Below are 23,546 nucleotides of genomic sequence, written 5' to 3'. Positions count from 1 at the left end.
CGAATGCGCCGAACGCCTCAGGGGGTTGCATGCGGACCTCGCCCGGGTTATACCCGCGGACGCACGAGGCGGCGCCCGGTCGCCCGGGCGCCGCAGGAGAGGGGATCAGACGAGCCAGTGGTTGCGCTGCACGAGAGGGAGCGCCTTCCACTGGGCTCCGAAGCCCCACGTGTCGCCGGCGGCGAGGGCCGCGATCACGATCAGGGCGAGCGCATAGATGATGTGGTAGTCGACGAGGGGGTTGGTCGACCCCGCGCCGGCCGCGAAAGGCCATTCGGCGAGGTACATGAGGAGCATGAGCGCCGTGCCGGATACCGCGGCCACGCGAAGGCCCACGCCGAGCATGACCGAGAGGCCGATCGCCAGCATCCCGGCCATGAACAGCCAGTCGACGAAGGGGTTGGCCATCGCCTGGAAGAGGGGCTGCAGCGGGCCGGTGACACCCTCGCTCATGAGGAACCCCTGAGCGGGCGTGCCGCCGTTTATCCAGGCCCGCTCGATCGGCGTCGCGAAGCCGAGCCCGAACGTCTTGTCGAGGAAGGCCCACAGGAAGATGAAGCCGGTCGCCAGCCGCATGACCGCGAGGCTGCGACGCCCGGTCACGGTCGTGACGAGTGTCTCCTGCAGGGGAAGTGCCGTGATGTGAGTGGTGCGCGCCGTCGTGGCAGGAACTGCGGTGTGCACCGCGTGTGTGGTCATGATGTCCTCCTCGTGTGTGGCGGATGTTCCGCGGATGTCTGTGGTCTGACCACACACACGCTACTCTCAGGTTCGCATCGCGGGCGGAGTGTTCCCGGTGGGCGGGAATCGCTCGGGTCAGCGCGTGCGCATGCCGTCGAGGGCGATCGTGACGACGTCGTGCGCGAGGCGGTCGCGGTCGATCGGGCCCGTCGGGCGGTACCACTCGACGACGGAGTTGATCATGCCGAACACGAGGCGGGTCGTGACCGCGCCGTCGATGTCGGCGCGGACGAGCCCGGCATCCTGAGCCGCGCGCACGAGCTCCGTGACCCGCTGGTCGAACAGGCGGCGGCGTTCCAGTGCGGCGCGTTCGGTGGGGCTGTTGCCCCGCACGCGCAGGAGCAGGGTCACGGAGGGGAGCCGGTCGATGAGCACCTGGACGGCCCCGCGCAGCACGGCATCGAGTCGCTCGGCGGGTGACCCGGTCGTCGCCGCGCCCTCGTCGAGCACGCCCTCGAGGGCGCTCAGGGCGTCGTCGAGGGCCTCGGCGAGCAGCTGCTCCTTCGAGTCGAAGTGGTGGTACAGCGCGGACTTGGTCAGGCCCAGGCGGGCCGCGAGATCGGCGACCGACGTCGCGTCGTAACCCTGCTCGTTGAAGAGGCCGACGGCGACCTGCAGGATCTGCGTGCGGTCGTAGCCGGGCCGCCCACGCCGGGCGGGCGCCGCGGGGAGGCCGGTCGCGGGTGTCGCGGTCATGGCCTCAGTCTCCCATCCGCCGGTGCGGGTCACGCCGGCCCCTTGGCGATCCCGCACCGTCTCTGACATTATTACTGAACGATCGGTTAGATATTCCACGACGACGCGGAGCGCAGCTGATGACGGACGGCATCCGGCCTCCCTTCCGGCTCGAACGGGGCGCGGACCGGGTGGTGGCGATCCTCGATCGCCCCGGCACCCGCAACGCGATCGACCTCGCCGCGGTCGACGCGCTCCACGCCCTGTGCATCGAGCTCGAGCAGGACCCCAAGACCCTGATCCTCGCGGGCGAGGGCGGCGTCTTCGCCTCCGGCGCCGACATCGGCCAGCTGCGCGACCGGCGCGCCGCCGACGCCCGCGAGGGCATCAACACGCACGCCTTCGCGCGCATCGCCGCCCTGCCGATGCCCGTCATCGCGGCCGTCGACGGCTACGCCCTGGGCGGCGGCGCCGAGCTCGCCTACGCCGCCGACATCCGTCTCGGCACACCGCGCACGCGCATCGGCAACCCCGAGACGGGCCTCGCGATCATCGCGGCCGCAGGGGCCACCTGGCGCTTGCCGCGCATCGTCGGGCACTCGCGCGCCGCGGAGCTGCTGCTCACGGGACGCATCCTCGACGCCGACGAGGCCCTTGCGTGGGGGCTCCTCTCGTCGGTGCACGACCCCGAAGACCTGCTCGCCGCGGCCCACGCCCTCGCCGACCGCATCGCGGCGAACGACGCCCTCGCGACCCGGCACACCAAGACCGCGCTCCACGCGCCGCCCGACGCGCACCCGCGGATCGACCTCGAGCTGCAGGCCGAGCTCTTCGAGCGCCCCGAGAAGCACGAGCGCATGACGGCCTTCCTCGAGAGGAGGACGAGATGACGGATGCCTCGCCCGCGGCGCCCCTCGGTGCGCCGTCCGATTCCGCAGCGAGCCCCGATGCCGCCCCGTCGCCCGCCACCGTCCCGGCTCTCGTCGGCGTGCTCGGGGGCGGCCGCATGGGCGCGGGCATCGCGCACGCCTTCGCCGTCGCGGGTTCGCGGGTCGTCGTCGTCGAGACCGATCGCGCCGCGGCCGAGGCCGCGCAGGCGCGGGTGGCCAGGAGCCTGACCCTTTCGGTCGAGCGCGGCACGACCACCCGCGCGCAGGGCGAGCTGCTTGCGGCGGTGACGACGGCGACGGATGCCTCGGCCTTCGCCGGGTGCGCGCTCGTCGTCGAGGCGGTGCCCGAGGATCCGGCGCTCAAGCGCGCGGCCCTCGCGCGGGTCGAGGCCGTGCTCGCCCCCGACGCCGTCCTGGCGTCGAACACGAGCTCCCTCTCGATCGACGGCCTCGCGGCGGGCCTCGCGCGCCCCGACCGCTTCCTCGGGCTGCACTTCTTCAACCCGGTGCCGGCATCGCTGCTCGTCGAGGTCGTCGTGGGGAACGCGACATCCGCCGCCGTCGCAGACGAAGCCGTCGGCTGGGTGCGCGCCCTCGGCAAGACGCCCGTCGCGGTGCGCGACGCCCCGGGCTTCGCATCGAGCCGGCTCGGGGTCGCCCTCGCACTCGAGGCGATCCGGATGCTCGAAGACGGCGTCGCGTCGGCGGAAGACATCGACGCCGCGATGGAGCTCGGATACCGGCATCCTGCCGGACCGCTGCGCACGACCGACATCGTCGGACTCGACGTGAGGCTCGCGATCGCCGAAGAGCTCCACGAGCGGCTCGGCGAGCGCTTCGCGCCACCCGGACTGCTGCGGCGCATGGTCGCCGAGGGGCGCCTGGGGCGCAAGACGGGCCGAGGATTCTACGAATGGAGCCAGTGATGACCGACATCCTGCCGAGCTACCTGCGGGGACAGTGGTGGACGCCGGACGGGCGCGAGGGCGTCGACGTGTGCGACCCCTCGACGGGTGAGCTCATCGCGCGGGTGAGCGCCGACGGCGCCGATCTCGGCGGCGCGCTCGAGTACGCGCGCACCGCGGGGCAGGCATCGCTCGGTGCGCTGACCTTCCATCAGCGGGCACTGCTCCTCAAAGAGTTCGCCCTCGCACTGACCGACCGCAAAGAGGAGCTGTACGAGCTGTCCGCCCGTGCCGGCGCGACGCGGCGCGACTCGCTCAGCGACATCGACGGCGGTATCGGCGTGCTCTTCACCTACTCGTCCAAGGGCCGCCGCGAGCTCCCGAACGCGCGGGTCTATCTCGACGGTCCCGTCGAGCCCCTCTCGAAGGACGGCACGTTCCTCGGCCGCCACATGTACTCGCGGCTCCCCGGCGTCGCGGTGCAGATCAACGCCTTCAACTTCCCGGTATGGGGCGCGCTGGAGAAGTTCGCGCCCGCCTTCCTCGCGGGAGTCCCGAGCCTCGTGAAGCCCGCGACGCCGACGGCGTACCTCGCGGAGGCGTGGGTGCGCATCCTCGTCGATACGGGGCGCATGCCCGAGGGTGCGCTGCAGCTCGTGTGCGGCGGCATCCCGACGGTCTTCGACCATCTCGGCCTCGGCGACACGGTGTCGTTCACGGGGAGCGCCTCGACGGCCGAGCGCCTGCGCGCCCAGGCCGCGCCGGGCGTGCGCTTCACGAGCGAGACCGACTCGATCAACGCCTCGGTGCTCGGCCCCGACGCCGTGGCCGGTACACCGGAGTTCGACGCCTACGTCACGCAGCTCCTCGTCGAGCTGATGACCAAGGCGGGGCAGAAGTGCACCGCCATCCGGCGCGCGATCGTGCCCGAGGCATCCGTCGACGCCCTCGTCGACGCGCTGCGCGAGAAGATCGCCGAACGCGTCGTGATCGGCGACCCGCATGCCGAACGGGTCACGATGGGTCCGCTCGTCTCTGTCGCGCAGCGCGACGAGGTGCTCGCGGCGGTCGGAAAGCTCCAGGCTGCGGGCGGCCGGCTCCTCCTCGGTTCCGCCGAGCCCCCCGAGACCGTGCGGGCGGACGGCTCGACGGGGCGCGCTTCGGAGGGCGCCTTCATCGAGCCGATCCTGCTGGGGTTCGCGGATGCCGGGGCCCCCGCCGTCCACGAGGTCGAGGCCTTCGGCCCCGTCGCCAGCGTGCTGTCGTATCGCACCCTCGACGAGGCCGCTGCACTCGTCGACCTCGGAGGCGGATCGCTCGTCGCGAGCGTGGCGACGAACGACCCCGGCGTCGCGGCGGAGCTCATGAGTCGCATCGCCGCGTTCAACGGACGCGTGCTGTTCCTCAGCCGCGACAACGTCCGCACCTCGACGGGACACGGTGCGCCGGTTCCCCACCTCGTGCACGGCGGACCCGGGCGCGCGGGCGGCGGCGAGGAGCTCGGCGGCATCCGGGCCGTGCTGCACTACATGCAGCGCACCGCCGTGCAGGGATCGCCCGAGATGCTCACGGCGCTCACCGGCGTGTGGCATGAGGGGGCGGCGGTGCAGCAGGGGCGCCATCCCTTCCGCAAGTCGCTCGCCGAGCTCGAGCTCGGCGACCAGGTCGCCTCCGCGTCGCGCGAGGTGACGCTCGATGACATCGAGACCTTCGCGCACTTCACCGGCGACACGTTCTACGCGCACATGGACGAGGCGGCCGCGGCGGCCAATCCGTTCTTCCCGGGTCGGGTCGCGCACGGCTACCTGCTCGTCTCGTGGGCTGCGGGGCTCTTCGTCGATCCCGCCCCCGGCCCCGTGCTGGCCAATTACGGCCTGGAGAACCTCCGCTTCCTCACGCCGGTGTCTCCCGGCGACACGATCCGCGTCATCCTGACCGCGAAGCAGATCACGCCGCGCGAGACCGACGAGTACGGCGAGGTGCGGTGGGATGCCGTCATCCTGAACCAGCACGATGACCTCGTCGCCACCTACGACGTCCTGACCCTCGTGGCCAAGGAGCAGGCGGCGGAGGCGATGGCATGAGCGAGCGGCTGCGGGTCATGATGCAGCGCGACCGGGCATCGGCGATGCTCGGCATGCGCGTGGTGGTCGACGAGCCCGGGCACGCCGTCGTGACGATGCCCGTGCGGGAGGACATGACCAACGGGTTCGCGCTGACGCACGGCGGTTTCGTCTTCGCCGTCGCCGACACCGCGTTCGCGATCGCCTGCAACGAAGACGAGGCCGTCACGGTCGCGGCGGGCGCCGACATCACGTTCCTCAAGGCGACGGAGGCGGGGCAGGTCCTCAGGGCCGACGCCCGGCGCCGCATCCGGTCCGGTCGCACGGGACTCTACGACGTCACGGTGACCGACGAGACGGGCGACGTCGTGGCGGAGTTCCGCGGCCGGTCGCTCACGACCAACCGGCCGCCGCTCACGTGAGCCCCCGGCATCCGTCCTCGCGCGGTAGACTTACTGAACGAACGGTCTGTAATTAAGGAGTCGATGATGACGACCGACACGCTGGTCGACGAAGCAGAGGCGCAGGCGGCGTTCGACGCGCTCATCGAGGCCGACTCGCGCATCGAGCCGCGCGACTGGATGCCCGACGCGTACCGCCGCACGCTCATCCGGCAGATCTCGCAGCACGCGCACTCCGAGATCATCGGCATGCAGCCCGAGGGCAACTGGATCACGCGCGCACCGAGCCTCAAGCGCAAGGCGATCCTCATGGCCAAGGTGCAGGACGAGGCGGGCCACGGGCTGTACCTCTACTCGGCGGCGCAGACCCTCGGCATCACCCGCGACGAGATGACGCAGCAGCTCATCGACGGCAAGGCCAAGTACTCCTCGATCTTCAACTACCCGACCCCCACATGGGCGGACATGGGCGCGATCGGCTGGCTCGTCGACGGCGCGGCGATCTGCAATCAGGTGCCCCTGTGCCGCGCGTCGTACGGTCCCTACGGGCGTGCCATGGTGCGCATCTGCAAGGAGGAGTCGTTCCACCAGCGCCAGGGCTTCGAGATCCTCCTGGCCCTCATGCAGGGCACCGACGCGCAGCGCGAGATGGCTCAGGATGCCGTGAACCGCTGGTACTGGCCGTCGCTCATGATGTTCGGACCGCCCGATGAGGCCTCGCCCAACTCGGCGCAGTCGATGGCCTGGAAGATCAAGCGCTTCTCGAACGACGAGCTGCGCCAGCGGTTCGTCGGGATGCTCGTGCCGCAGGCCGAGGCGCTCGGCGTCACACTCCCCGACCCCGAGCTGCGCTGGAACGACGAGACGCAGCGGTGGGACATGAGCGAGATCGACTGGGACGAGTTCATGGAGGTGCTCGCCGGCCGTGGTCCGTGCAACGCCGAGCGTCTTCGCAACCGCCGCGCCGCACACGAGGAGGGCGCCTGGGTGCGCGAGGCCGCCGCCGAGTACGCCCGCAAGCAGGACGCGGCCGAGGTGGCGGCGTGAGCGCCCCCGGCGGCTCCGACCGCGAGACCTGGCCGCTGTTCGAGGTGTTCGTGCGCGCTGCGCGCGGGCTCTCGCACGTGCACGCCGGATCGCTCCACGCCCCCGACGCCGAGATGGCGCTGCGCAACGCGCGCGACCTCTACACGCGCCGCGGCGAGGGGACGTCGGTGTGGGTCGTGCCCGCCGACGCCATCACGACGAGCGATCCCGACGCCAAGGGCGCCTTCTTCGAGTCGCCCGCCGGCAAGAACTACCGTCACGCGCGGTACTACACCGCCTCGGAGGGGGTGCCGCACCTGTGAGCGCCCCTGGACAGGCCTCGGCGCCCGAGCCGTGGGTCACGGTCGACGAGATCGCCCTCTCCGCCGAGCTCGCCGGCGGCGACGCCCGACCCGCCTCGGCCGAGATCGCCGAGTACGCGCTGTGGCTCGGCGACGACGCCCTGATCCTCGCGCAGCAGCTGAGCGCCTGGATCTCGCGCGCACCCGAGCTCGAAGAGGACGTCGCGCTCGGCAACATCGCGCTCGACCTCCTCGGCCACGCGCGCTCGCTCCTGCACTACGCCGGGGCGTGGGACGGCCGCAGCGAGGACGACCTGGCGTACTGGCGCGACGAGCCGGAGTTCCGCAGCGCCTGGCTCTTCGAGCAGCCCAACGGCGACTTCGCGCAGACGATCGCACGCCAGCTCGCGGCATCCGTCTACTGGTTCGAGCTGTACTCGCGTCTGCAGGACTCCGCCGACCCGACACTCGCCGCGGTCGCCGCCAAGGCCGTCAAAGAGGTCGAGTACCACCGCGACCACGCCGTGCAGTGGACGCTGCGGCTGGCGGGCGGCACCGATGAGTCGAGAAGGCGGATGCTGCGGGCCGTCGCCGACGTGTGGCCCTACGTCGGCGAGCTCTTCCGCGACGAACCGCTCACCGACGCCTTGGCGGAGCGCGGCGTCGCCGTGCGTCCCTCCGCTCTGCGCGAGCCCTTCGACGCCGTGATCGCGGCCGTCTTCGCCGAGGCCGGGATCGAGACGCCGACCGCGTTCGCATCGGCCGGCGGCGGTCGCCGCGGGAGCCACGCGGCGCCGCTCGGGTTCATCCTCGCCGAGATGCAGGTGCTCGCCCGCGCGCACCCGGGGGCGACATGGTGACCCGCGCCGTGCCGTACTCAGGACCGTCCGCGCCTGTGAGCCCTCACGCACCCGGTTCAGGGGGTGCATGGGCGCCGTCCGTCCTGAGTACGGTACGCGCGGTGGCCCCGACCGCCGTGCCGACCGACCGTGCCGCGCTCGCGCGGCGGGTCGCGGCATCCGTCACCGATCCCGAGGTCCCGGTGCTGACGATCGAGGATCTCGGGATCCTCCGTGCCGTCGAGGCCGAAGGCGACCGGGTCGTCGTCACGATCACGCCGACCTACTCGGGCTGCCCCGCCGTCGACACGATCCGCGACGACCTCCTGCTCGCCCTGTCGGCGGCCGGCTTCGCCGAGGTCGAGGTGCGGCTCACGCTCGCTCCCGCCTGGACCACGGACTGGATGACCGATGCCGGCAAGCGCAAGCTCGAGGAGTTCGGCATCGCGCCGCCGACCGGTCGCGCGAGGGTGAGCGGTGCGATCTCGGTGCGCCTGCGCGTGCGCTGCCCGCGCTGCGGCTCGCTCGACACCCGCGAGGTCGCGCATTTCGGCTCGACCTCGTGCAAGGCGCTGTTCGAGTGCCTCAGCTGTCTCGAGCCCTTCGACCACTTCAAGGTGCACTGATGGCGCAGCACGGTCCGGAGTCCGAGCGCATCGCCGAGAGCTTCCTCGCCGGCGTCGTCGGAGGGCCCCGCGGCAGCCGGCATCGCGCGCGGTTCCATCCGCTGCGGGTCGCGGCGGTGCGTCCGCTGACGGATGCCTCGATCGAGGTCACCTTCGCCATCCCCGAGCAGCTGCGGGGCGACTACGACTACCTCGCCGGTCAGCATGTCGCCCTCCGCACGGTCCTCGACGGGCACGAGGTCCGCCGTTCGTATTCGCTCTGCCGTGCGATGGACTCGGGCGGCGGCGGCGACGGCCCGCAGACGATCAGCGTCGCGATCAAGCGCGATCTGGGCGGACGCTTCTCGACGTGGGCGCAGACCGAGCTGCGGGTGGGCGACACGCTCGACGTGATGAGCCCGCAGGGCGGCTTCACGTCGGCGCTCGCCGACCTCGACGGGCGGCACGTCGCCGCGATCGCGGCGGGCTCGGGCATCACCCCCCTCATGTCGCTCGCTGCCACGATGCTCGCCCGCTCCGAGACCTCCCGCTTCACCCTCGTCTACACGAACCGTTCGACGACCGACGTGATGTTCGTCGAGGAGCTCTCCGAGCTCAAGGACCGCTACCCGACGCGGCTGGCCCTTCACCACGTGCTCTCGCGCGAGCAGCGCACCGCGCCGCTCCTGTCGGGGCGCATCGACGAGGAGCGCCTGCGCCGCATCCTCGACGAGCTCGTCTTCCCCGAGACCGTCGACGAGTGGTTCCTGTGCGGACCGTTCGACCTCGTGCAGCTGTGCCGCGACACCCTCGAAGCGGTCGGGGTCGATCCGGCGCGCGTGCGCTACGAGCTCTTCACGACCGGTGAGCCGGGGGCCGCCCTGCCCTCGGCCGGGCGCCCCGTCGTCGTGCGCGACGACGCGGAGGTCTACCGCCTCGAGTTCACCCTCGACGGGCAGTCCTCGAGCGTCGCCAGCCCCGTCGATGCGCACGAGTCGATCCTCAACGCGGCGCTGCGCGTGCGCCCGGACGTCCCGTTCGCGTGCGCGGGGGGCGTGTGCGGCACGTGCCGTGCTCGGCTCGTCGAGGGGTCGGTCGCCATGACCGAGAACTACGCGCTCGAACCGGACGAGCTCGAGCACGGGTACGTCCTGACCTGTCAGTCCCATCCCAAGACGCCCCGCGTCGTCGTGGACTACGACGTCTGACGGGAGGGGATGACGCGTGCGGAGGGTCACATCGTGCCGAAGCATCCTCCCTTCCCGTCATCTCCTCCCTTCCCGTCATCTCCTCCTTTCCCGTCATCTCCTCCTTTCCCGTCATCTCCTCCTTTCCCGTCATCTCCTCCCGCCCCGCACAGCCAAGGAGCGCCCATGATCGACCTCGTCATCGACAACGGCGTCGCGCACGTCGTGCTCGACAACCCCGCCAAGCTCAACGCCCTCGACGGCGAGGCGATCGGGGAGCTGGATGCCGCGTACGCGCAGGCCGAGGCATCCGGGGTGCGTGCCCTCGTGCTCCGCGGCGAGGGCCGCGCGTTCTGCGCCGGCCGCGACATCTCGGGCGTCGACCCGCGGGACGACGACGTCATGGGCTACCTGGGCGGCCTCGTGACGCCCCTCCTGCAGCGGATGTCGCGCTTTCCCGCGCCGACCTTCGCCGCCGCGCACGGCGCGTGCCTCGGGGTGGGGCTCGGGCTCCTCATCGCGACCGACGTCGTCTACGTCGCCGACACCGCCAAGATCGGATCGCCCTTCGCCGCGCTCGGCGCGACCCTCGATTCGGGCGGCCACGCGCTGTTCTTCGAGCGGCTCGGCGCCCACAAGACGCTCGACCTCATCTACACGGGACGGCTCATGTCCGGCACCGAGGCGGTGCAGTCGGGGCTGTTCTCGCAGGTCTTCCCCGCCGCCGAGGTCGTCGACGCGACGATCACCGCGGCGACGCGCGCCGCGTCGGGTGCGACCGCGGCGTTCCGGGCGAGCAAGGAGCTCGTGCGGCGCCTGCGCGACGAGCGTCTCGGGCTGTGGGCGTCGGTCGACCTCGAGAACGCCGCGCAGGCGGCGCTGTGCGACAGCGACGACTACCGCGAGGGGTTCGCCGCCTTCCAGGAGAAGCGCACGCCCGGCTTCACGGGACGCTAGGCGTCTCGGGCGTCCCGCCCGTGCTCACCTCGGCATCGGGCGGGAGAGGGATGCCGGGGGCCGGGGTCGACGGCGGGGTCGAGTTCGATCGCGGGGTCGAACTCGGCGGGGGACTCGTGGGCGGCTTCGCGACCTGGGTCGAGGGCGGGGCCGGGGGCGAGGCATCCGTCGCCGCGGCGACCACCTCGTCGACGATCCTCTCCTGCACGACTGCGGGGCGCCCCGCGACTTCCACGACGATGTCGGTGACCTCGGGGCGATCGAGGAGGCGGAAGTGCCCCCCGTCTTCGAGGGTGATGTTCGTCGCTCCCTCGAGCGCGACGATGCGGGGGATGTGCGGGTCGAAGACGCCTGAGATCGTCGTGATCCGCGCGTTGACCTCGAGGTTGCGCTGCATGCGCAGGGTCGTCGGATCCTTCGGCGAGAACGCGCGGAGTGTGCGCGTCATCATGAACCGCGCGTAGTCGGAGCCCGCGAACGGCGTGCAGATCGCGACCATGCTCGTGATGCGCGACTGCGGATCGAGCTCGCTCATCACGAACTTGCCGATGAGACCGCCCTTGCTGTGCGCGACGACCACGACGTCGTGCAGGTCGCGCTCGGCGATGAAGTCCGCCACGATGTGCGCCGAATCCTCGACGGGCCGGCTGTTGCGGCCGAGCGCCGTGACGACGTGCACGGGGTGCCCGGCACCGTGGAGCGCCTCGATGACGGGCCCGAGAAAGCCCCATGGTTCCCAGACCCCCGGCACCATGACAACGGGGCGCCCGGTGCCGGAGCGGAGCGCCTTCTTGTCGCCCGGTCGCAGGGTCGCGCGCACCTGCCAGTAGGCGGCGTAGGCGTAGTCCTGCCCCCACCACGAGAGGATCCGGCCCAGGCTCGCCATGAGAGGGAAGAATACTCACCATGACTGCTCAACGCGTGCTCTTCCTCGGCGGGACCGGAACCATCAGTGCATCGTGCGTCGCCGACGCCGTTGCGGCCGGCCACGACGTCACGGTCCTCAATCGGGGTTCGGGGCGGCGCGATCTTCCAGACGGCGTGCGCGAACTCGTCGGCGACGTGCGCGACTCGGACTCGGTGCGCGCTGCGATCGGGGATGCCGAGTACGACGTCGTCGCGGAATTCCTGGCCTTCACGACCGACCACGTCTCGCTCGACGTGGAGCTCTTCGAGGGCCGGACGGGGCAGTACATCTTCATCAGCTCGGCGTCGGCGTACGAGAAGCCGCCCCGCTCGGTGCCGATCACGGAGTCGACGCCATTGCGAAACCCCTTCTGGCAGTACTCGCGCGACAAGATCGCGTGCGAGGACCTCCTGGTCGCGGCATACCGCGACCGCGCCTTCCCCGTGACGATCGTGCGTCCGTCGCACACGTACGACATGCGCCTGTTCCCGACGACGGGCGGCTGGACCGACATCGCGCGCATGCGCGAGGGAAAGCCCGTCGTCGTGCACGGCGACGGCACGAGCCTGTGGACCCTGACCCACTCCCGCGACTTCGCGGTGGGCTTCACGGGGCTCCTCGGCAACCCGCTCGCGATCGGCGAGGCCTACACGATCACGGGCGACCACGCACCGAGCTGGAACCAGATCTACCAGTGGCTCGCCGATGCCGCGGGCGTCGATCACCCGGACTTCGTGCACGTGGCATCCGAGACCATCGCCGCCTTCGCTCCCGAGCACGGCCCCGGACTCGTCGGCGACAAGGCGTTCACCGCGCTCTTCGACAATTCGAAGATCAAGCGGCTCGTGCCCGCGTTCGGCACGACGACCCGCTTCGATCAGGGCGCACACGAGATCCTGGCGCACTACGACGCGAACCCCGACCTGCAGATCGTGAGCCCCGAGCTCGACGCCGCGTTCGACCGCATGGTGGCTCACGCCCGCTCCGCGGGCTGACCCCGATCGGCCTCCGGACCCGGCTCCCCGCACGAGGGGAGGGTGTGGCCGGAGGGGAGGGCGGATGCTGTCGCTTGGGCCCTCCGCCGCGGTGATGCCCTCCGCTCGTTCGCTCGGGGACCGGGTAGGGCCGAACGCCGCCTCGCCCGGGGGCCTGGAAGGGCCGGGCGCTTCGCCTCGCCCGGGCGCGGTCAGCCGCGGACGAGCTCGAACAGGTCGGCGGGGCCGACCTGGCCGCCCTTGAGCAGCAGCTCCAGGCCGTCGACCTCCGGGTCGAGGGAGTGCGCGCGCAGCAGCACGACGTTGGCCACGGGATTGGCCGTGATCGACAGCGAATCGACCCCGAGGAGCCGCGTGACACGGCTCGACGTGTCGCCCCCGCATACGATGACCCGTCGCGTCGCCCCCGCGCGCACGGCGGCGCGGATGACGGATGCCGCGGCCTCCGCGATCGCCTCGAGAGCCCCGGCGCCGTCCGGCACGTCCGCGTCGTCCGACGTCAGCACGACGCTGCGTCCGCTCGCGAGCGCGGCCACGACGTCCGCGATCGCGCCGGCGGACTGATCGAGCCGCAGCGGCTGCGCGAGCCACCCGGCGGCGGCCGCGGCATCCGCCTGCCTTCTCGTCTGAGGAGACCGGCTGCCCGACACGGCCAGCACAGGCCCCGACCGAGTTCCCGACGCCGGCACCTCGCGGCGCGCGGCTCCCGACGCGGCGGCGAGGCCGCGGCTGAGCCCGCCCGACCCGATCGCGAAGACCGGACCCGAGACGGGGTCGAAGTCCGGCCCCGCGTTCCGACCGGACGCCGCTGCGGCGAGCACCCGCACGGCCCGGCCGACGACCTCGACGTGCTCGTCGGTGAGCGCGTCGAGCACGAGGGCCGCGGCATCCGTCCCCGCAATCGCCGCCGCGAGGGGCTCGGCGTCGTCCGCACCCGCGATCGCCGACGCGAAGGGGCGGGCACCCGCAATCGCCGACGCGAGGGGCTCGCCGTCGTTCCAGCACGCCAGGGAGCGGATCGGCAGCGACGTCTGCAGCGAGAAGTGCCGCGCGAGGTCTGACTCGCGCATCGGCGTCGAGGGATGGTTCGACATCGTCGGCTGCCGATCGAGCCGGTAGACGGTGTCGCCCTCCCGCGCGAAGTGATGGCCGAAGACCGTGTAGCGGCCGAAGTCGGGCTGCGCGAAGAGCATCGGCACGGGCCGTTCCCCGAAGACCGCCCTCCCGACCTCGATGACCCGGCCGATCGACCCCAGGGTCGGAGACGAGTCGGCCGTCGAGCAGGCCTTGTACTGCACGACCGGCACGCCGAGATCGCGCAGCGCCTCGAACACGGGCGACAGCTCGCCCGAGAGCTGCTCGGTCGGCAGCGACCGCGCGATCCCGGCGATCCCGACCACGTCGGCGGCCTCGGCCGCCTCGCGGAGCGCCTGCGGCGAGGGCATGGCGGTGAACAGACGCCCCGCCAGCCCGTACCGCGCGAACTGCAGCAGCACGTCGACACTGCCCGTGAAGTCGTCGCCGTAGTAGGCGACGGCGGCTCTAGGCATCTCCGCGCCCGGACGGCTCCGGTTCGCGCAGACCGATCTGCGCGGCCTGCCGCAGCGTCTCGGGCTCGCGCAGAGGCCCGAACATCTCCACCGCCCGCCGCAGCGCGGGGGAAGCCGCCAGCGCGTCTGCGGCCGATCCGCCGCGCACGGCGCTGTCCCACGCTGCCCGCATGCTCTCCACGCCCGCCGCGGAGCCGTCCGGATGGCCGTGGATGCCTCCGCCTGCCAGCACGAGCAGGTCGGCCGTCCCGACGGCGGCGTAGGTGGCGTGCGCGAGACCCGCCCATTGGCCCGACGACAGGACGGGAACGGTCGGGGCGAGGTTCAGCAGAGGCGCCCGCACCGCCGCGATGGAGTCGAGGACCTCGGCATCCGTCTCGTAGAACTTGTTCGAGATGCCGTTGGTGTGGAGGTGGTCCGCGCCGCTGAGGCGCGCGAGCTGCTGCCAGGCGCGGAAGCCGATGCCCACCTGCGGCGAGCGGCTGAGGGCGCCGAAGCCTGCGCGGTGGCCGTGGATCGGCACCTCCGTGCGCCGCGAGAGGTATTCGAGGCCGGCAAGGCCCACGTCGGGGATCACGACCATGACGCACGTCCCGCCCGCCTCGACCACGAGGTCGTGATTGGCCTCGAGCCGGTCGATGTCGTCGGTGATGTTGAAGGCGTACATGGGCTTCGTGCCCGTGCGGTCGGCGTGCCGCTCGAGCACCGGCATGACGGCGCGGACGCGCTCGGCGAGGGGCGCGGCCCGGCCGTTCCCCTGCAGTTCGTCGTCCTTGATGAAGTCGACCCCGGCGTGGGCGAGCTCGCCGACGAGCGATGCCAGGTCGTCGGGGGAGAGGCCGATCGAGGGCTTCACGATCGTGCCGATCATCGCGCCCTCGGGGCGGCCCATGAGCGCGCGCGTGCCCGCCACGCCGAAGCGCGGGCCGGCGTAGCGCTCGCTGAAGGCCGGCGGCAGGTCGAGGTCGACGAGCTTGAGGGCGCCGAACTCCTTCAGCTCGAAGAGGTTGCCCGCGACAGCGGCGAGGAGGTTCGGCAGCGACGGCCCGAAGTTGTCGAGCGGGAATCGCAGCGTCAGCCGCGCCCGGCGGGGCGTGCCCTCGCCGATCGTGCCCGGCAGCGGCGTCGCGCCGTCGGAGGGGATCTCGTCGACCGACTCGACCTGGGCCGCGAACCGCGCGCGCAGATCGTCGGTCTCGCGCTCGACGCGCACGAAGGTGCCGGTCGACTGCTCGCCGGCGAGCACCTCGGCCGCCTTCTCGAGCGGGAGAGCGGTCTCGACGACATACGTCGCCCGAACGGACTCGCCCATCACCACACCAGCGGGAGCCACACCGACATCTCGGATGCCCCGCGGTTTCCCCACGCGAAGTACGGGATGAGCCGCACCTCGAACGTGCCGAGGTCGGCCCGCTCGAGATCGGCGTAGAGCTCGTCGCCGTCGTCGACGGGCAGCACGGCCGCCTCGCCCCGCACCTCGATGAGGCGATGCCCCTCGACCTCGGACTCGCGCACATGCAGCTCGGCACCCCGCCGCAGCGCGACCTGTTCGAGCGTCACGCCGTCCGGCAGATCGCTGCTCTCGAGGCAATAGACGACCGGGCCGCGCTGCACGGCGACCTGCCCCGTGAGCTCCTCGGCGAGGCGGTGTCCGCGCAGCACCCGCACGGGCATCGGCAGCGTCAGCACGACGACGTCGCCGACCTCCCACCGGCGGTCCACGACGGCGTACGTGCCGGGGGTCGGCGCGGGAAGGGCCGCGCCGTTCACCTCGAGCGTCGCCTCGGCCGCCCAGCCGGGAACGCGCAGGTGCAGCGGCATCCCGCCCTCGGTCGCCTCGGTCACCGTGAAGGCGATGCGGCCGTCCCACGGGTAGTCGCTCTCCTCGCGGAGCCCGAGCAGCCGCCCGTCGTCGCGGGGGGAACGGATGTCGCTGCCCCCGTACTGGTGCACGAAGAGTCCGTCGGCCGACACCGAGGCCGCACGCTCGTGGAAGCGCGCGAGGGTGCGCGCGACGTTGGGTGGGCAGCAGAAGCAGCTGAGATAGCGCTCACGGAGGCGCTCGTCGGACGGCGGGGGAGGCGGCACGGGGTGAAGCCCCGTGTCTCCGGGCCGCCGGAGCGCGAACGGCAGGTCGCGCACCTGGCGCAGCGGGTTCGTGTAGAAGTACTCGGTGCCCCCGAGCGAGATCCCCGCGAGGAGGGTGTTGAAGGCGATGCGCTCGATCACGTCGGCGTACTTCGCGTCGCCCGTGAGCGACAGCATCCGCTCGCTCCACAGGATCATGCCGATGTTCGCGCACGTCTCGCTGTGGGCCGTCGTGTGCGGCAGCTGGTACGCGCGTCCGTAGGCCTGATGCACGCGGCTGATCTGGTCCTGCCAGGGCGAGCCGTCGGGAGAGGCCCCGTCGTACAGGGCTCCGCAGCCGCCCGTGACGTAGAGCTTCGTGTCGACGACGTCGCTCCAGAGGTTCTCGAGCACGCCCTGCAGCTCGGTGTCTCCCGTCTCGGCGACGAGGTCGGCGAGCCCCGCGTAGAGGTAGTTCGCGCGCACGGCGTGCCCGGCGACCACGACCTGCTCGCGGACGGGAAGGCGGTCCTGGTTGTCGTCGCCGCCGTCGAAGTCGTCGCGCACGCGCAGGAACGCTTCGGCCAGCCGCAGATACTGCTCGTCTGCGGTCGCCCGGTACAGGTCGATGACGGCCATGTAGTGCGACGGGCAGATGGCGCTGCGGGCGAGCTCGAGCGGCTTGTTCGTGGCGAGGTCTTCGAGGAAGGATGCCGCGCCCTTGGCTGCGTCGAGGAGCGTCGTCGAGCCCGTCACCTCGTAGTGGCGCACACCCGCGGTGATGAGATGGCCGAGGTTGTACGTCTCGAAGTTGAAGCGATCGGCCAGGGCCGTCGCCTCCTCGTCGTTGCGCGCCGCGATGATCGTCGGCGTGTGGAGGTAGCCGTCTTCGCGCTGCACCGACGCGATGAGCTGGGCGAGGTCTTCGACCGTCTCGGCGAGCCACGGTTCGGGGTCGGTCTCGAGCTGCGCGATCGCGGCCTCGAGCCACTTGTAGAAGTCGCCGTCCATGAAGGGTGGGCCCTCGTGGCCGCCCTCCTCGGCGCCGGCGGCGATGCGGAAGTTGCGCAACGCCGGGCTCACCGCGGGGTCGCTGAGCGCGCGCCACATGTCGGGCACCGTCGTCGCGCGGGTGCGGTCGTGGACGCCGCCCCAGAAGCCCCGCGCCCAGCGCGCGTCGGCCGCGCCGAGCGGCTTCAACCGCACCGACGCCGTCATCGTCCGGCCTCCGCGCCCGACCCGGCCGCGGCCCCGGCGACCGGTCCCGCCCCCGCGGCCGTCTCGCCTCGCACCCCGGCCCGGACCGTCTCGGCGAGGCGCTCGATCCCGGGCGCGACGCTCGTGAGCACCGGCACGGCGACCTCGGCGGACTGCGCGGCCGACGCCATCGACGCCTGCGCGAGCACGGCGACGTCGGCGTCCGCGGCGAGCCGCTCGATCGCGGCCGCGACGAGCCGGTCGTGGGTCGCGCGGTCTCCCGACGCCACGGCCTCGAAGGCGCCGGCCACGACCTCCGAGGCGAACTCCGGCGCGCGCCCGGCGAGGGCAGCGCGCTCCTCGAGCAGCCCGAGCGTCGGGCGCAGCGTCGTCGGAAGCGTCGCGACGACGGCGATGCGCTGCCCGGTCGCGACCGCGGCATCCGCCATCGCCTCATCGATGCGCAGCACCGGGACGCCGGTCTCTGCGCTCACGGGAGCCGCGAGCTCCGAGATCGACGAGCACGTCAGCATGACGACGTCGGCTCCGCCCTCCTTCGCGGCGTGCACGAGATCGCGGATGCGCCCGGGAACGGATGCCGCGCGCTCGGCGTCGCCGAGATCCGCGACGATCCGGTCGTCGAGGTAGTTCACGACCGTCGCGTCGGGGAGTGCGGCGCGGGCGGCCGCGCCGATCGGCTCGATGTTGACCGCTCCGGTGTGGAGCAGGGCGATGCGCAGGCTCATGCGATCTCCTCCAGAACCGCGTCCGCGACGCGGCGCTCGTGCACGCCGTGGCCGAGCACCTCGACGTCTTCTCCCTCGAGGTCGAGGATCCCCTCGGCGCCGACCGGCACCTCCACCCTCACGTGCAGTCCGCCCTCGTCGAGCCGCCACTGGATCGACGCCTCGCCGTAGGGCGTCGTGTGCCGCGCGCTCGCCGAAGTGAGCCCGCCGCCCGGACGCGGAGCGAACCGGATGCGGCGGTAGCCGGGAGCGGCGGGCGAGAGGCCGGCGACGACGCGGTGCAGCCAGTCGGCCACGGCGCCCAGGGCGTAGTGGTTGAACGAGGTCATCGAGCCGGAGTTGACGCTCCCGTCCGGGAGCATCGCGTCCCAGCGCTCCCACACCGTCGTCGCACCCATCTGCACCTGGTACAGCCAGGACGGGCAGCCCTGCTCGAGCAGCAGGTCGTACGCCGTCTCGAGGTGGCCGTGCGCGCTCAGCGCGTCGGCGAGCACCGGCGTGCCGACGAAGCCCGTCGCGATGCGGTTGCCCGCCTCACGGACGAGCTCCGCGAGGCGGTCGGCCGCGGCATCCTGCAGCGACTCGGGGAGCAGCTCGAATCGCAGGGCGATCGCGTAGGCCGTCTGGGCATCGGAGGTCATGCGGCCGTCGTCGCCGACGTAGCGCGCGACGAAGGCGCTGCGCACCTCGTCGGCGAGCGTGCCGTACTTCTCGGCCGACGCGACGTCGCCGAGGGCCTCGGCCATGCGGGCGACCAGTCGCGCCGACAGGGCGAAGTAGGCCGTGGCGACGAGGTGGCGATCGGTACGGGCGTCGGCGGGATCCTGCGGCGGCGCGGCGGGGTCGAGCCAGTCGCCGAGCTGGAAGCCCGTGTCCCACAGGCGGGACGGGCCCGAGATCTCGGCCTGCAGGTCGACCCACTTGCGTGCGCTCTCGAACTGCGCGCGCAGCACGCCGAGGTCGCCGAACCGCTCGTAGAGCGTCCACGGCACGACGGTGGCGGCGTCGCCCCACGCGGCGCCGGGGCGCTGCGGCGTCCACATCGTGTCGGCCGGGATCACGGGGACGAACCACGGCACCGTGCCGTCGGGGAGCTGCTCGGCCTCGAGGTCGCGCAGCCACCCGGTGAGCATGCCCGAGCAGTCGTAGAGGAACGACGCGGTCGGGGCGAACACCTGGAGGTCGCCCGTCCAGCCGAGCCGCTCGTCGCGCTGCGGGCAGTCGGTGGGCACGTCGACGAAGTTGCCGCGCATGCCCCACACGACGTTCTCGTGCAGCCGGTCCAGCAGCGGGTCGGATGACGCGAACCAGCCGGTCCGCTCGAGATCGGTGTGGATGACGCGGGCCACGAGCGCGCCGCGCGCGACATCGGCGTCGATGTCGCCGTGCCAGCCGTCGACCTCGACGTAGCGGAATCCGTGGAACGTGAAACGCGGCTCCCACTCCTCGCCCTCGGCGCGTCCGGCGAACGTGTAGCGGTCGGTCGACTTCGCCTCGCGCAGCGGCCGCGTGTACAGCTCGCCGTCCTGCAGCACCTCGGCGGTGCGCAGCGTCACGGTCGTGCCGGCGGGCGCCGCGCCACGCAGGCGCACGACGCCGACGAGGTTCTGCCCGAAGTCGAGGATGCGGCGTCCCGACGGGGTCGTCAGCACCTCGACCGGAGCCACCTCCTGCGTCACGCGCACGGGAGGTCCGTTCGGGGCGACGAGGGTCGCGGGGTCGCGGCGCCGCAGCTGCACGCGGTCCCACTCGCCGTCGTCGAAACCGGCGAGCGACCAGCCGGCGAGCTCTTCGCACGCGTCGTAGTCCTCTCCGTCGTAGATGCCGGAGGCGATGATGGGGCTCCGCGCCGACTTCCACGTCGTGTCGGTCGCGACGACCTGTCGCGTGCCGTCTTCGTAGGTGAGCTCGAGCTGCCCGAGGAAGGACTGGTCGTCGCCCGAGAGGTTGCGGAAGCCGCCGCGCCAGCCGAGCCGGCCGCGGTACCAGCCGTCGCCGAGCCACGCGCCGATCGCGTTGGCGCCCGGCTCGATGAGATCGGTGACGTCGTAGGTGTAGTAGCGGAGGCGATCGCGGTAGACGGTCCAGCCGGGGGAGAGGATGTCGTCGCCGACGCGCCGCCCGTTGATCTCGGCCTGGTAGACGCCGTGCGCCGTGGCGTAGAGCCGCGCGCGGACGAGCCCGGGTCGTGCCGCGAACTCCGTGCGCACGAGGGAGGGCCGGCGGCGGTCGGAATGCGGGTTCTCGTTGCGGATGGCGCCGATCGGCCCCGCCGACCAGTCGCCGGGTGTCAGGAGACCGGCCTCGAGGGTCGTCCACTCGCTCGGAGCCGACCACGCGCCGTCCTCCCCGCGGACGCTGACCCGCACGTGCGCGATCTCCCGCGAGGCGAGCGGCTCGTCCGGCCACGCGACGAGCACCTGCTCCGACCCCTCGACGTCGAAGGCGACGGATGCCTCGCCCCGCAGCACCTCGATGCGAGACGCGATCTGCGCCCAGCCGGCGGGAGCGGCCGTGATCGTCCACGACAGGCGGGGCCGGGGTTCGCCGATTCCGCGCGCTTCGCGGTGATGCTCGATGCGGGGTGCGGACACCGTGACCGTCATTGGACACTCCAGATTCGATTTCGAAACGTTTCATTTACGACTATAGTCGAAGCGCAACGACGGCGACAACGATGTTGTGACGTTTCAAAATACCATCCACTCGCGCGAAGCGCGATACCGTGGCCCATTCGGAGGCATCCATGATCATCGGTGTGACCGGCAGCGGCGGAAAGCTCGGCAGGGCGACCGTCTCGGCCCTGCGAGACCGCGGGCACGACGTCGTCGGCTTCGACCTCGTAGGACCCGCGGGCCCCGGATTCGTGCGCGTCGACTTCACCGACTACGGGCAGACCCTCGACGCCTTCCTCGGCGTCACGGCGCGGCACGAGGGCCTGGACGCACTCGTCCACCTGGCCGCGCTCCCCGTCAACGGTCTCGTTCCCGACGTCGCCACGTTCGACAACAACATCGGCGTGTCGTTCCACGTGCTCTTCGCCGCGCATCGCGCCGGCATCCGCCGCATCGTCGCGGCCTCCAGCATCACCGCGATGGGGTTCCCCTTCGACGACGCGCCGCCGGCGCTCCCCGTCGACGAGGCGTACACGCAGGCCAACAACACGTACGGCCTCGCCAAGGTCGCCGAGGAGGCGATCGCCCGCGAGCTCGTGTCGTGGCATCCCGACACCTCCATCACGGCGCTGCGCTTCACCAACGTCGTGGACGAGTCGGAGTACGCGACCTTCGACCGCGCCGGCGACCCCGAGTACCGCCGCGACCTCATCGGCACGTGGATCGATGCGCGCGACGGCGCACTCGCCGTCGCGCTCGCCCTCGAGGCGGCCGAGCCCGGCTTCGAGGTCTACAACGTCGCGGCGCCGGAGTCGGGCCTGTCGGTCCCGTCGCGCGACCTCGCCGCGCGCTGGTTCCCCGGCACGCCGGTCGCGGACGATCTCGGAGAGTTCGAGTCGCTCGTCTCGACCCGCAAGCTGCGCGAGCGGCTGGCGTTCGTCGCTCAGCACGACTGGCGCTGACCCCGCCGCGGCCCTGCCCTGTCCGGCGAGTGAGGGACGCGGCATCCGTCGTCAGCCCTTGACCGCTCCGGCAGCCAGGCCCTTCATGATGCGCTGGTTGAGGAACAGATACAGGATCAGGATGCCGAAGGTCGTGATGCAGATCGCGGCGAAGAGCGGGCCGTAGTTGATGGCGCCGTACTCTCCCGAGAAGTTCAGGAGCCCGACCTGGATCGTGTTGAGACTGCGCTTGCCGCCGAAGATCAGGGCGATGAGCAGGTCGTTCCAGATGAGGAAGAACTGCACGATCGCCACCGTGATGACGGCGTTGCGCATCATCGGGAAGCCGATCGCGAAGAACGCCCGCGTCATGGACGCCCCGTCGATCGTCGCGGCCTCGAAGATCTCGCGCGGGATGGCGCGGAAATAGGTCGCCATCATGAACACCGTCAGCGGGAGCCCGGCTGCCGTGTAGATCATGATCATCGGCAGGTAGGAGTTGTTGATGCCGAGCTTGAAGAACGCGTTGAACAGCGGGAGGACGATCATCTGGCCGGGGATCATGATGCCGGCGAGGAAGATCAGCAGCACCATCGCGCGGCCCTTGAACACGAGGATCTCGAGCGCATAGCCGGCCGCCGTCCCGAGCAGCACGATGAGGATCAGCGAGGGGATGGTGACGATGAGCGAGTTCGAGATCGTCGTGGCGAGGTTCCCGGTTTCCCACGCGATGACGTAGTTCTCCCAGTGCCACTCCTCGGGGAACGCGTAGGAGGGGTTGCTCAGGAAGTCCGCGTTCGTCTTGAGGGAGTTGATCACCATCCAGAAGAGCGGGTAGGCCGTCACGACGAGCAGGAAGGTGATCGTGAGCCACGTCGGGATGCGCCGCAGCACGTGCACGACGGCCTGCGCGGGGGTGCGCCGGTGCGGCTCGAACGCGCGCGGGGTGTGGACGGCGGTCGTCTCGGGATCGAGGATCGAGGTCATGGTCGGCGCTCTCAGACGGTGTTGTCGCGACGCGACGAGCGGAAGATGAGAAGAGTGACGACGAGGCACATGATCGTCAGCAGGAGCGCGATCGTCGAGCCGTAGCCGAAGTCGCTGTACTGGAACGCCGTGCGGTACATGTACAGGGTCAGCGGCGTCGTGGAGTTGCCGGGGCCGCCGCCGGTGAGCGCGAAGACCGAGTCGAAGACCTTGATCGTGCCGTTGATGCTGAAGATGAACGACGCGAAGAGGATCGGCAGCGACATCGGCAGGATGATGTGCCGGAAGAGCTTGAACGACTTCGCTCCGTCAATGCGAGCCGACTCGATGATGTCGTCGGGGATGTCGAGCAGGCCCGAGAAGATCAGCACGCCGTAGAAGCCGACCGAGCGCCAGACGTCCATGATGACGATGACGACGAAGGCCGTCGTGCCGGCGCCGAGCCAGTCGACGGACTGCAGGCCGACGTTGACGAGGAGCTCGTTGACGAGTCCGTCGGACGGTGCCGACTGGAAGAGCTTCTGGTACAGGATCGCGATCGCGACGGTCGGCAGGACGACGGGGAAGAAGACGAAGGTGCGCACGAGCACCGACGAGCGGCGCAGGACGTACTGGTACAGCAGCGCGAGGCCGTACCCGAGCACGACCTGCAGCAGGGTCATGAGGATGGCGTACTTGACGGTGAACCAGAACGCGTCGGCCACATACGGATCGCTGAAGAGCCGCTGGAAGTTCTTCAGGCCCGTGAACTCGAAGCCGGTCAGGACGCTGCCCGTGAAGAACGTCAGGCCGAACGACCAGAAGACGGGGACGAGGATGATGAGCGTGTAGACGAGGAGCGCCGGCGTGAGCAGCAGCGTGATCGCCTTGCGATCGCCCAGAACGGACTTCATGTGCGGCAACTTTCGGGTAAGCGGGGTGAGGGCGGCGGTGGCGCTCGGCGCCCGTGA

Annotated in this window: 22 protein-coding genes; 12 read left to right on the top strand and 10 right to left on the bottom strand. The window is 71.4% G+C overall.

Annotated elements, in window-relative coordinates:
* Nucleotides 1–105: 105 nt before the first annotated feature.
* On the bottom strand, nt 106–699 hold the full coding sequence (locus tag ACSBPH_RS07810) for a DoxX family protein (protein ID WP_442577022.1): 594 nt from the start codon (nt 697–699) through the stop codon (nt 106–108).
* A 117-nt stretch (nt 700–816) separates the two neighbouring features.
* A complete protein-coding gene (locus ACSBPH_RS07805) occupies nt 817–1,437 on the bottom strand; it encodes a TetR/AcrR family transcriptional regulator (protein ID WP_442577021.1) in 621 nt (206 codons plus the stop codon).
* Between the two features lie 119 nt (nt 1,438–1,556).
* Between ACSBPH_RS07805 and ACSBPH_RS07800 the strand changes: the two genes are divergently transcribed.
* The 10 genes from ACSBPH_RS07800 to ACSBPH_RS07755 all read left to right on the top strand — a co-directional run bounded on the left by ACSBPH_RS07800 (nt 1,557) and on the right by ACSBPH_RS07755 (nt 10,591).
* Nucleotides 1,557–2,306 carry an enoyl-CoA hydratase/isomerase family protein gene (locus ACSBPH_RS07800; RefSeq protein WP_442577020.1) on the top strand — a complete coding sequence of 250 codons (750 nt, stop codon included), beginning with the start codon at nt 1,557–1,559 and terminating at the stop codon, nt 2,304–2,306.
* A 116-nt stretch (nt 2,307–2,422) separates the two neighbouring features.
* Entirely contained in the window at nt 2,423–3,232 is an 810-nt protein-coding gene (locus ACSBPH_RS07795) for a 3-hydroxyacyl-CoA dehydrogenase family protein (RefSeq protein WP_442577264.1), read from the top strand.
* The gene (gene paaZ / locus ACSBPH_RS07790) at nt 3,232–5,295 is read left to right on the top strand and encodes a phenylacetic acid degradation bifunctional protein PaaZ (RefSeq protein WP_442577019.1); all 2,064 of its coding nucleotides are present in this window, start codon (nt 3,232–3,234) and stop codon (nt 5,293–5,295) included. The genes ACSBPH_RS07795 and paaZ overlap by 1 nt, the downstream gene beginning before the upstream one ends.
* Entirely contained in the window at nt 5,292–5,696 is a 405-nt protein-coding gene (gene paaI / locus ACSBPH_RS07785; RefSeq protein ID WP_442577018.1) for a hydroxyphenylacetyl-CoA thioesterase PaaI, read from the top strand. Before paaZ ends, paaI begins: the two co-directional genes overlap by 4 nt.
* A 66-nt stretch (nt 5,697–5,762) precedes the next feature.
* Nucleotides 5,763–6,722, top strand: coding sequence for a 1,2-phenylacetyl-CoA epoxidase subunit PaaA (paaA, locus tag ACSBPH_RS07780; protein ID WP_442577017.1), 960 nt, complete (start codon nt 5,763–5,765; stop codon nt 6,720–6,722).
* Complete coding sequence (gene paaB, locus ACSBPH_RS07775) at nt 6,719–7,024, top strand: 1,2-phenylacetyl-CoA epoxidase subunit PaaB (RefSeq protein WP_442577016.1); 306 nt, start codon at nt 6,719–6,721, stop codon at nt 7,022–7,024. Before paaA ends, paaB begins: the two co-directional genes overlap by 4 nt.
* The gene (gene paaC / locus ACSBPH_RS07770) at nt 7,021–7,863 is read left to right on the top strand and encodes a 1,2-phenylacetyl-CoA epoxidase subunit PaaC (protein ID WP_442577015.1); all 843 of its coding nucleotides are present in this window, start codon (nt 7,021–7,023) and stop codon (nt 7,861–7,863) included. Before paaB ends, paaC begins: the two co-directional genes overlap by 4 nt.
* 101 nt (nt 7,864–7,964) lie before the next feature.
* The gene (gene paaD / locus ACSBPH_RS07765; protein ID WP_442577014.1) at nt 7,965–8,468 is read left to right on the top strand and encodes a 1,2-phenylacetyl-CoA epoxidase subunit PaaD; all 504 of its coding nucleotides are present in this window, start codon (nt 7,965–7,967) and stop codon (nt 8,466–8,468) included.
* Complete coding sequence (gene paaE, locus ACSBPH_RS07760; protein ID WP_442577013.1) at nt 8,468–9,655, top strand: 1,2-phenylacetyl-CoA epoxidase subunit PaaE; 1,188 nt, start codon at nt 8,468–8,470, stop codon at nt 9,653–9,655. The genes paaD and paaE overlap by 1 nt, the downstream gene beginning before the upstream one ends.
* 165 nt (nt 9,656–9,820) lie before the next feature.
* Nucleotides 9,821–10,591 (top strand): enoyl-CoA hydratase/isomerase family protein, encoded by a 771-nt coding sequence (locus ACSBPH_RS07755; protein WP_442577012.1) that lies wholly within the window; start codon nt 9,821–9,823, stop codon nt 10,589–10,591.
* On the opposite strand, the gene ACSBPH_RS07750 is transcribed toward ACSBPH_RS07755, so the two are convergent.
* Nucleotides 10,578–11,477, bottom strand: coding sequence for an esterase/lipase family protein (locus tag ACSBPH_RS07750; RefSeq protein ID WP_442577011.1), 900 nt, complete (start codon nt 11,475–11,477; stop codon nt 10,578–10,580). The two genes, ACSBPH_RS07755 and ACSBPH_RS07750, sit on opposite strands and share 14 nt — an antisense overlap.
* Nucleotides 11,478–11,497: 20 nt before the next feature.
* Here ACSBPH_RS07750 and ACSBPH_RS07745 point away from each other — a divergent pair, with 20 nt between their 5' ends.
* Nucleotides 11,498–12,493: an SDR family oxidoreductase gene (locus ACSBPH_RS07745; RefSeq protein ID WP_442577010.1), complete on the top strand. Its 996-nt coding sequence runs from the start codon at nt 11,498–11,500 to the stop codon at nt 12,491–12,493.
* A 191-nt stretch (nt 12,494–12,684) separates the two neighbouring features.
* On the opposite strand, the gene ACSBPH_RS07740 is transcribed toward ACSBPH_RS07745, so the two are convergent.
* From ACSBPH_RS07740 to ACSBPH_RS07720, 5 genes are read right to left on the bottom strand one after another with little or no spacing between them, the layout of a single operon-like run.
* Entirely contained in the window at nt 12,685–14,043 is a 1,359-nt protein-coding gene (locus ACSBPH_RS07740) for a four-carbon acid sugar kinase family protein (protein WP_442577009.1), read from the bottom strand.
* Entirely contained in the window at nt 14,036–15,376 is a 1,341-nt protein-coding gene (locus ACSBPH_RS07735) for a RuBisCO large subunit C-terminal-like domain-containing protein (protein WP_442577008.1), read from the bottom strand. Before ACSBPH_RS07735 ends, ACSBPH_RS07740 begins: the two co-directional genes overlap by 8 nt.
* Nucleotides 15,355–17,328: a glycoside hydrolase family 127 protein gene (locus ACSBPH_RS07730; protein WP_442577007.1), complete on the bottom strand. Its 1,974-nt coding sequence runs from the start codon at nt 17,326–17,328 to the stop codon at nt 15,355–15,357. Before ACSBPH_RS07730 ends, ACSBPH_RS07735 begins: the two co-directional genes overlap by 22 nt.
* Nucleotides 17,325–18,053 (bottom strand): aspartate/glutamate racemase family protein, encoded by a 729-nt coding sequence (locus ACSBPH_RS07725; protein ID WP_442577006.1) that lies wholly within the window; start codon nt 18,051–18,053, stop codon nt 17,325–17,327. The genes ACSBPH_RS07730 and ACSBPH_RS07725 overlap by 4 nt, the downstream gene beginning before the upstream one ends.
* Nucleotides 18,050–20,659, bottom strand: a complete 2,610-nt coding sequence (locus ACSBPH_RS07720) for a family 78 glycoside hydrolase catalytic domain (protein ID WP_442577005.1) — start codon at nt 20,657–20,659, stop codon at nt 18,050–18,052. Before ACSBPH_RS07720 ends, ACSBPH_RS07725 begins: the two co-directional genes overlap by 4 nt.
* 140 nt (nt 20,660–20,799) lie before the next feature.
* Here ACSBPH_RS07720 and ACSBPH_RS07715 point away from each other — a divergent pair, with 140 nt between their 5' ends.
* Entirely contained in the window at nt 20,800–21,630 is an 831-nt protein-coding gene (locus ACSBPH_RS07715) for an NAD-dependent epimerase/dehydratase family protein (protein WP_442577004.1), read from the top strand.
* A 51-nt stretch (nt 21,631–21,681) separates the two neighbouring features.
* Here ACSBPH_RS07715 and ACSBPH_RS07710 read toward each other — a convergent pair whose 3' ends face one another.
* Together ACSBPH_RS07710 and ACSBPH_RS07705 are read right to left on the bottom strand one after the other, a co-directional pair.
* Complete coding sequence (locus ACSBPH_RS07710; RefSeq protein ID WP_442577003.1) at nt 21,682–22,596, bottom strand: carbohydrate ABC transporter permease; 915 nt, start codon at nt 22,594–22,596, stop codon at nt 21,682–21,684.
* An 11-nt stretch (nt 22,597–22,607) separates the two neighbouring features.
* Complete coding sequence (locus tag ACSBPH_RS07705) at nt 22,608–23,489, bottom strand: carbohydrate ABC transporter permease (protein WP_442577002.1); 882 nt, start codon at nt 23,487–23,489, stop codon at nt 22,608–22,610.
* Nucleotides 23,490–23,546 lie beyond the last annotated feature (57 nt).

The organism is Microbacterium sp. F51-2R (assembly GCF_052180235.1).
Lineage (GTDB): Bacteria > Actinomycetota > Actinomycetes > Actinomycetales > Microbacteriaceae > Microbacterium.
The sequence above is the reverse complement of the archived record's forward strand: the minus strand, read 5'-3'. Positions and strand labels throughout refer to the sequence as shown.

Excerpts from the sequence above, each read along its gene's own strand:
- ACSBPH_RS07810 (WP_442577022.1), bottom strand. The coding sequence starts at position 699 with ATGACCACACACGCGGTGCACACCGCAGTTCCTGCCACGACGGCGCGC.
- ACSBPH_RS07805 (WP_442577021.1), bottom strand. The coding sequence starts at position 1,437 with ATGACCGCGACACCCGCGACCGGCCTCCCCGCGGCGCCCGCCCGGCGT.
- ACSBPH_RS07800 (WP_442577020.1), top strand. The coding sequence starts at position 1,557 with ATGACGGACGGCATCCGGCCTCCCTTCCGGCTCGAACGGGGCGCGGAC.
- ACSBPH_RS07795 (WP_442577264.1), top strand. The coding sequence starts at position 2,423 with ATGGGCGCGGGCATCGCGCACGCCTTCGCCGTCGCGGGTTCGCGGGTC.
- paaZ (WP_442577019.1), top strand. The coding sequence starts at position 3,232 with ATGACCGACATCCTGCCGAGCTACCTGCGGGGACAGTGGTGGACGCCG.
- paaI (WP_442577018.1), top strand. The coding sequence starts at position 5,292 with ATGAGCGAGCGGCTGCGGGTCATGATGCAGCGCGACCGGGCATCGGCG.
- paaA (WP_442577017.1), top strand. The coding sequence starts at position 5,763 with ATGACGACCGACACGCTGGTCGACGAAGCAGAGGCGCAGGCGGCGTTC.
- paaE (WP_442577013.1), top strand. The coding sequence starts at position 8,468 with ATGGCGCAGCACGGTCCGGAGTCCGAGCGCATCGCCGAGAGCTTCCTC.
- ACSBPH_RS07755 (WP_442577012.1), top strand. The coding sequence starts at position 9,821 with ATGATCGACCTCGTCATCGACAACGGCGTCGCGCACGTCGTGCTCGAC.
- ACSBPH_RS07750 (WP_442577011.1), bottom strand. The coding sequence starts at position 11,477 with ATGGCGAGCCTGGGCCGGATCCTCTCGTGGTGGGGGCAGGACTACGCC.
- ACSBPH_RS07745 (WP_442577010.1), top strand. The coding sequence starts at position 11,498 with ATGACTGCTCAACGCGTGCTCTTCCTCGGCGGGACCGGAACCATCAGT.
- ACSBPH_RS07740 (WP_442577009.1), bottom strand. The coding sequence starts at position 14,043 with ATGCCTAGAGCCGCCGTCGCCTACTACGGCGACGACTTCACGGGCAGT.
- ACSBPH_RS07730 (WP_442577007.1), bottom strand. The coding sequence starts at position 17,328 with ATGACGGCGTCGGTGCGGTTGAAGCCGCTCGGCGCGGCCGACGCGCGC.
- ACSBPH_RS07725 (WP_442577006.1), bottom strand. The coding sequence starts at position 18,053 with ATGAGCCTGCGCATCGCCCTGCTCCACACCGGAGCGGTCAACATCGAG.
- ACSBPH_RS07720 (WP_442577005.1), bottom strand. The coding sequence starts at position 20,659 with ATGACGGTCACGGTGTCCGCACCCCGCATCGAGCATCACCGCGAAGCG.
- ACSBPH_RS07715 (WP_442577004.1), top strand. The coding sequence starts at position 20,800 with ATGATCATCGGTGTGACCGGCAGCGGCGGAAAGCTCGGCAGGGCGACC.
- ACSBPH_RS07710 (WP_442577003.1), bottom strand. The coding sequence starts at position 22,596 with ATGACCTCGATCCTCGATCCCGAGACGACCGCCGTCCACACCCCGCGC.
- ACSBPH_RS07705 (WP_442577002.1), bottom strand. The coding sequence starts at position 23,489 with ATGAAGTCCGTTCTGGGCGATCGCAAGGCGATCACGCTGCTGCTCACG.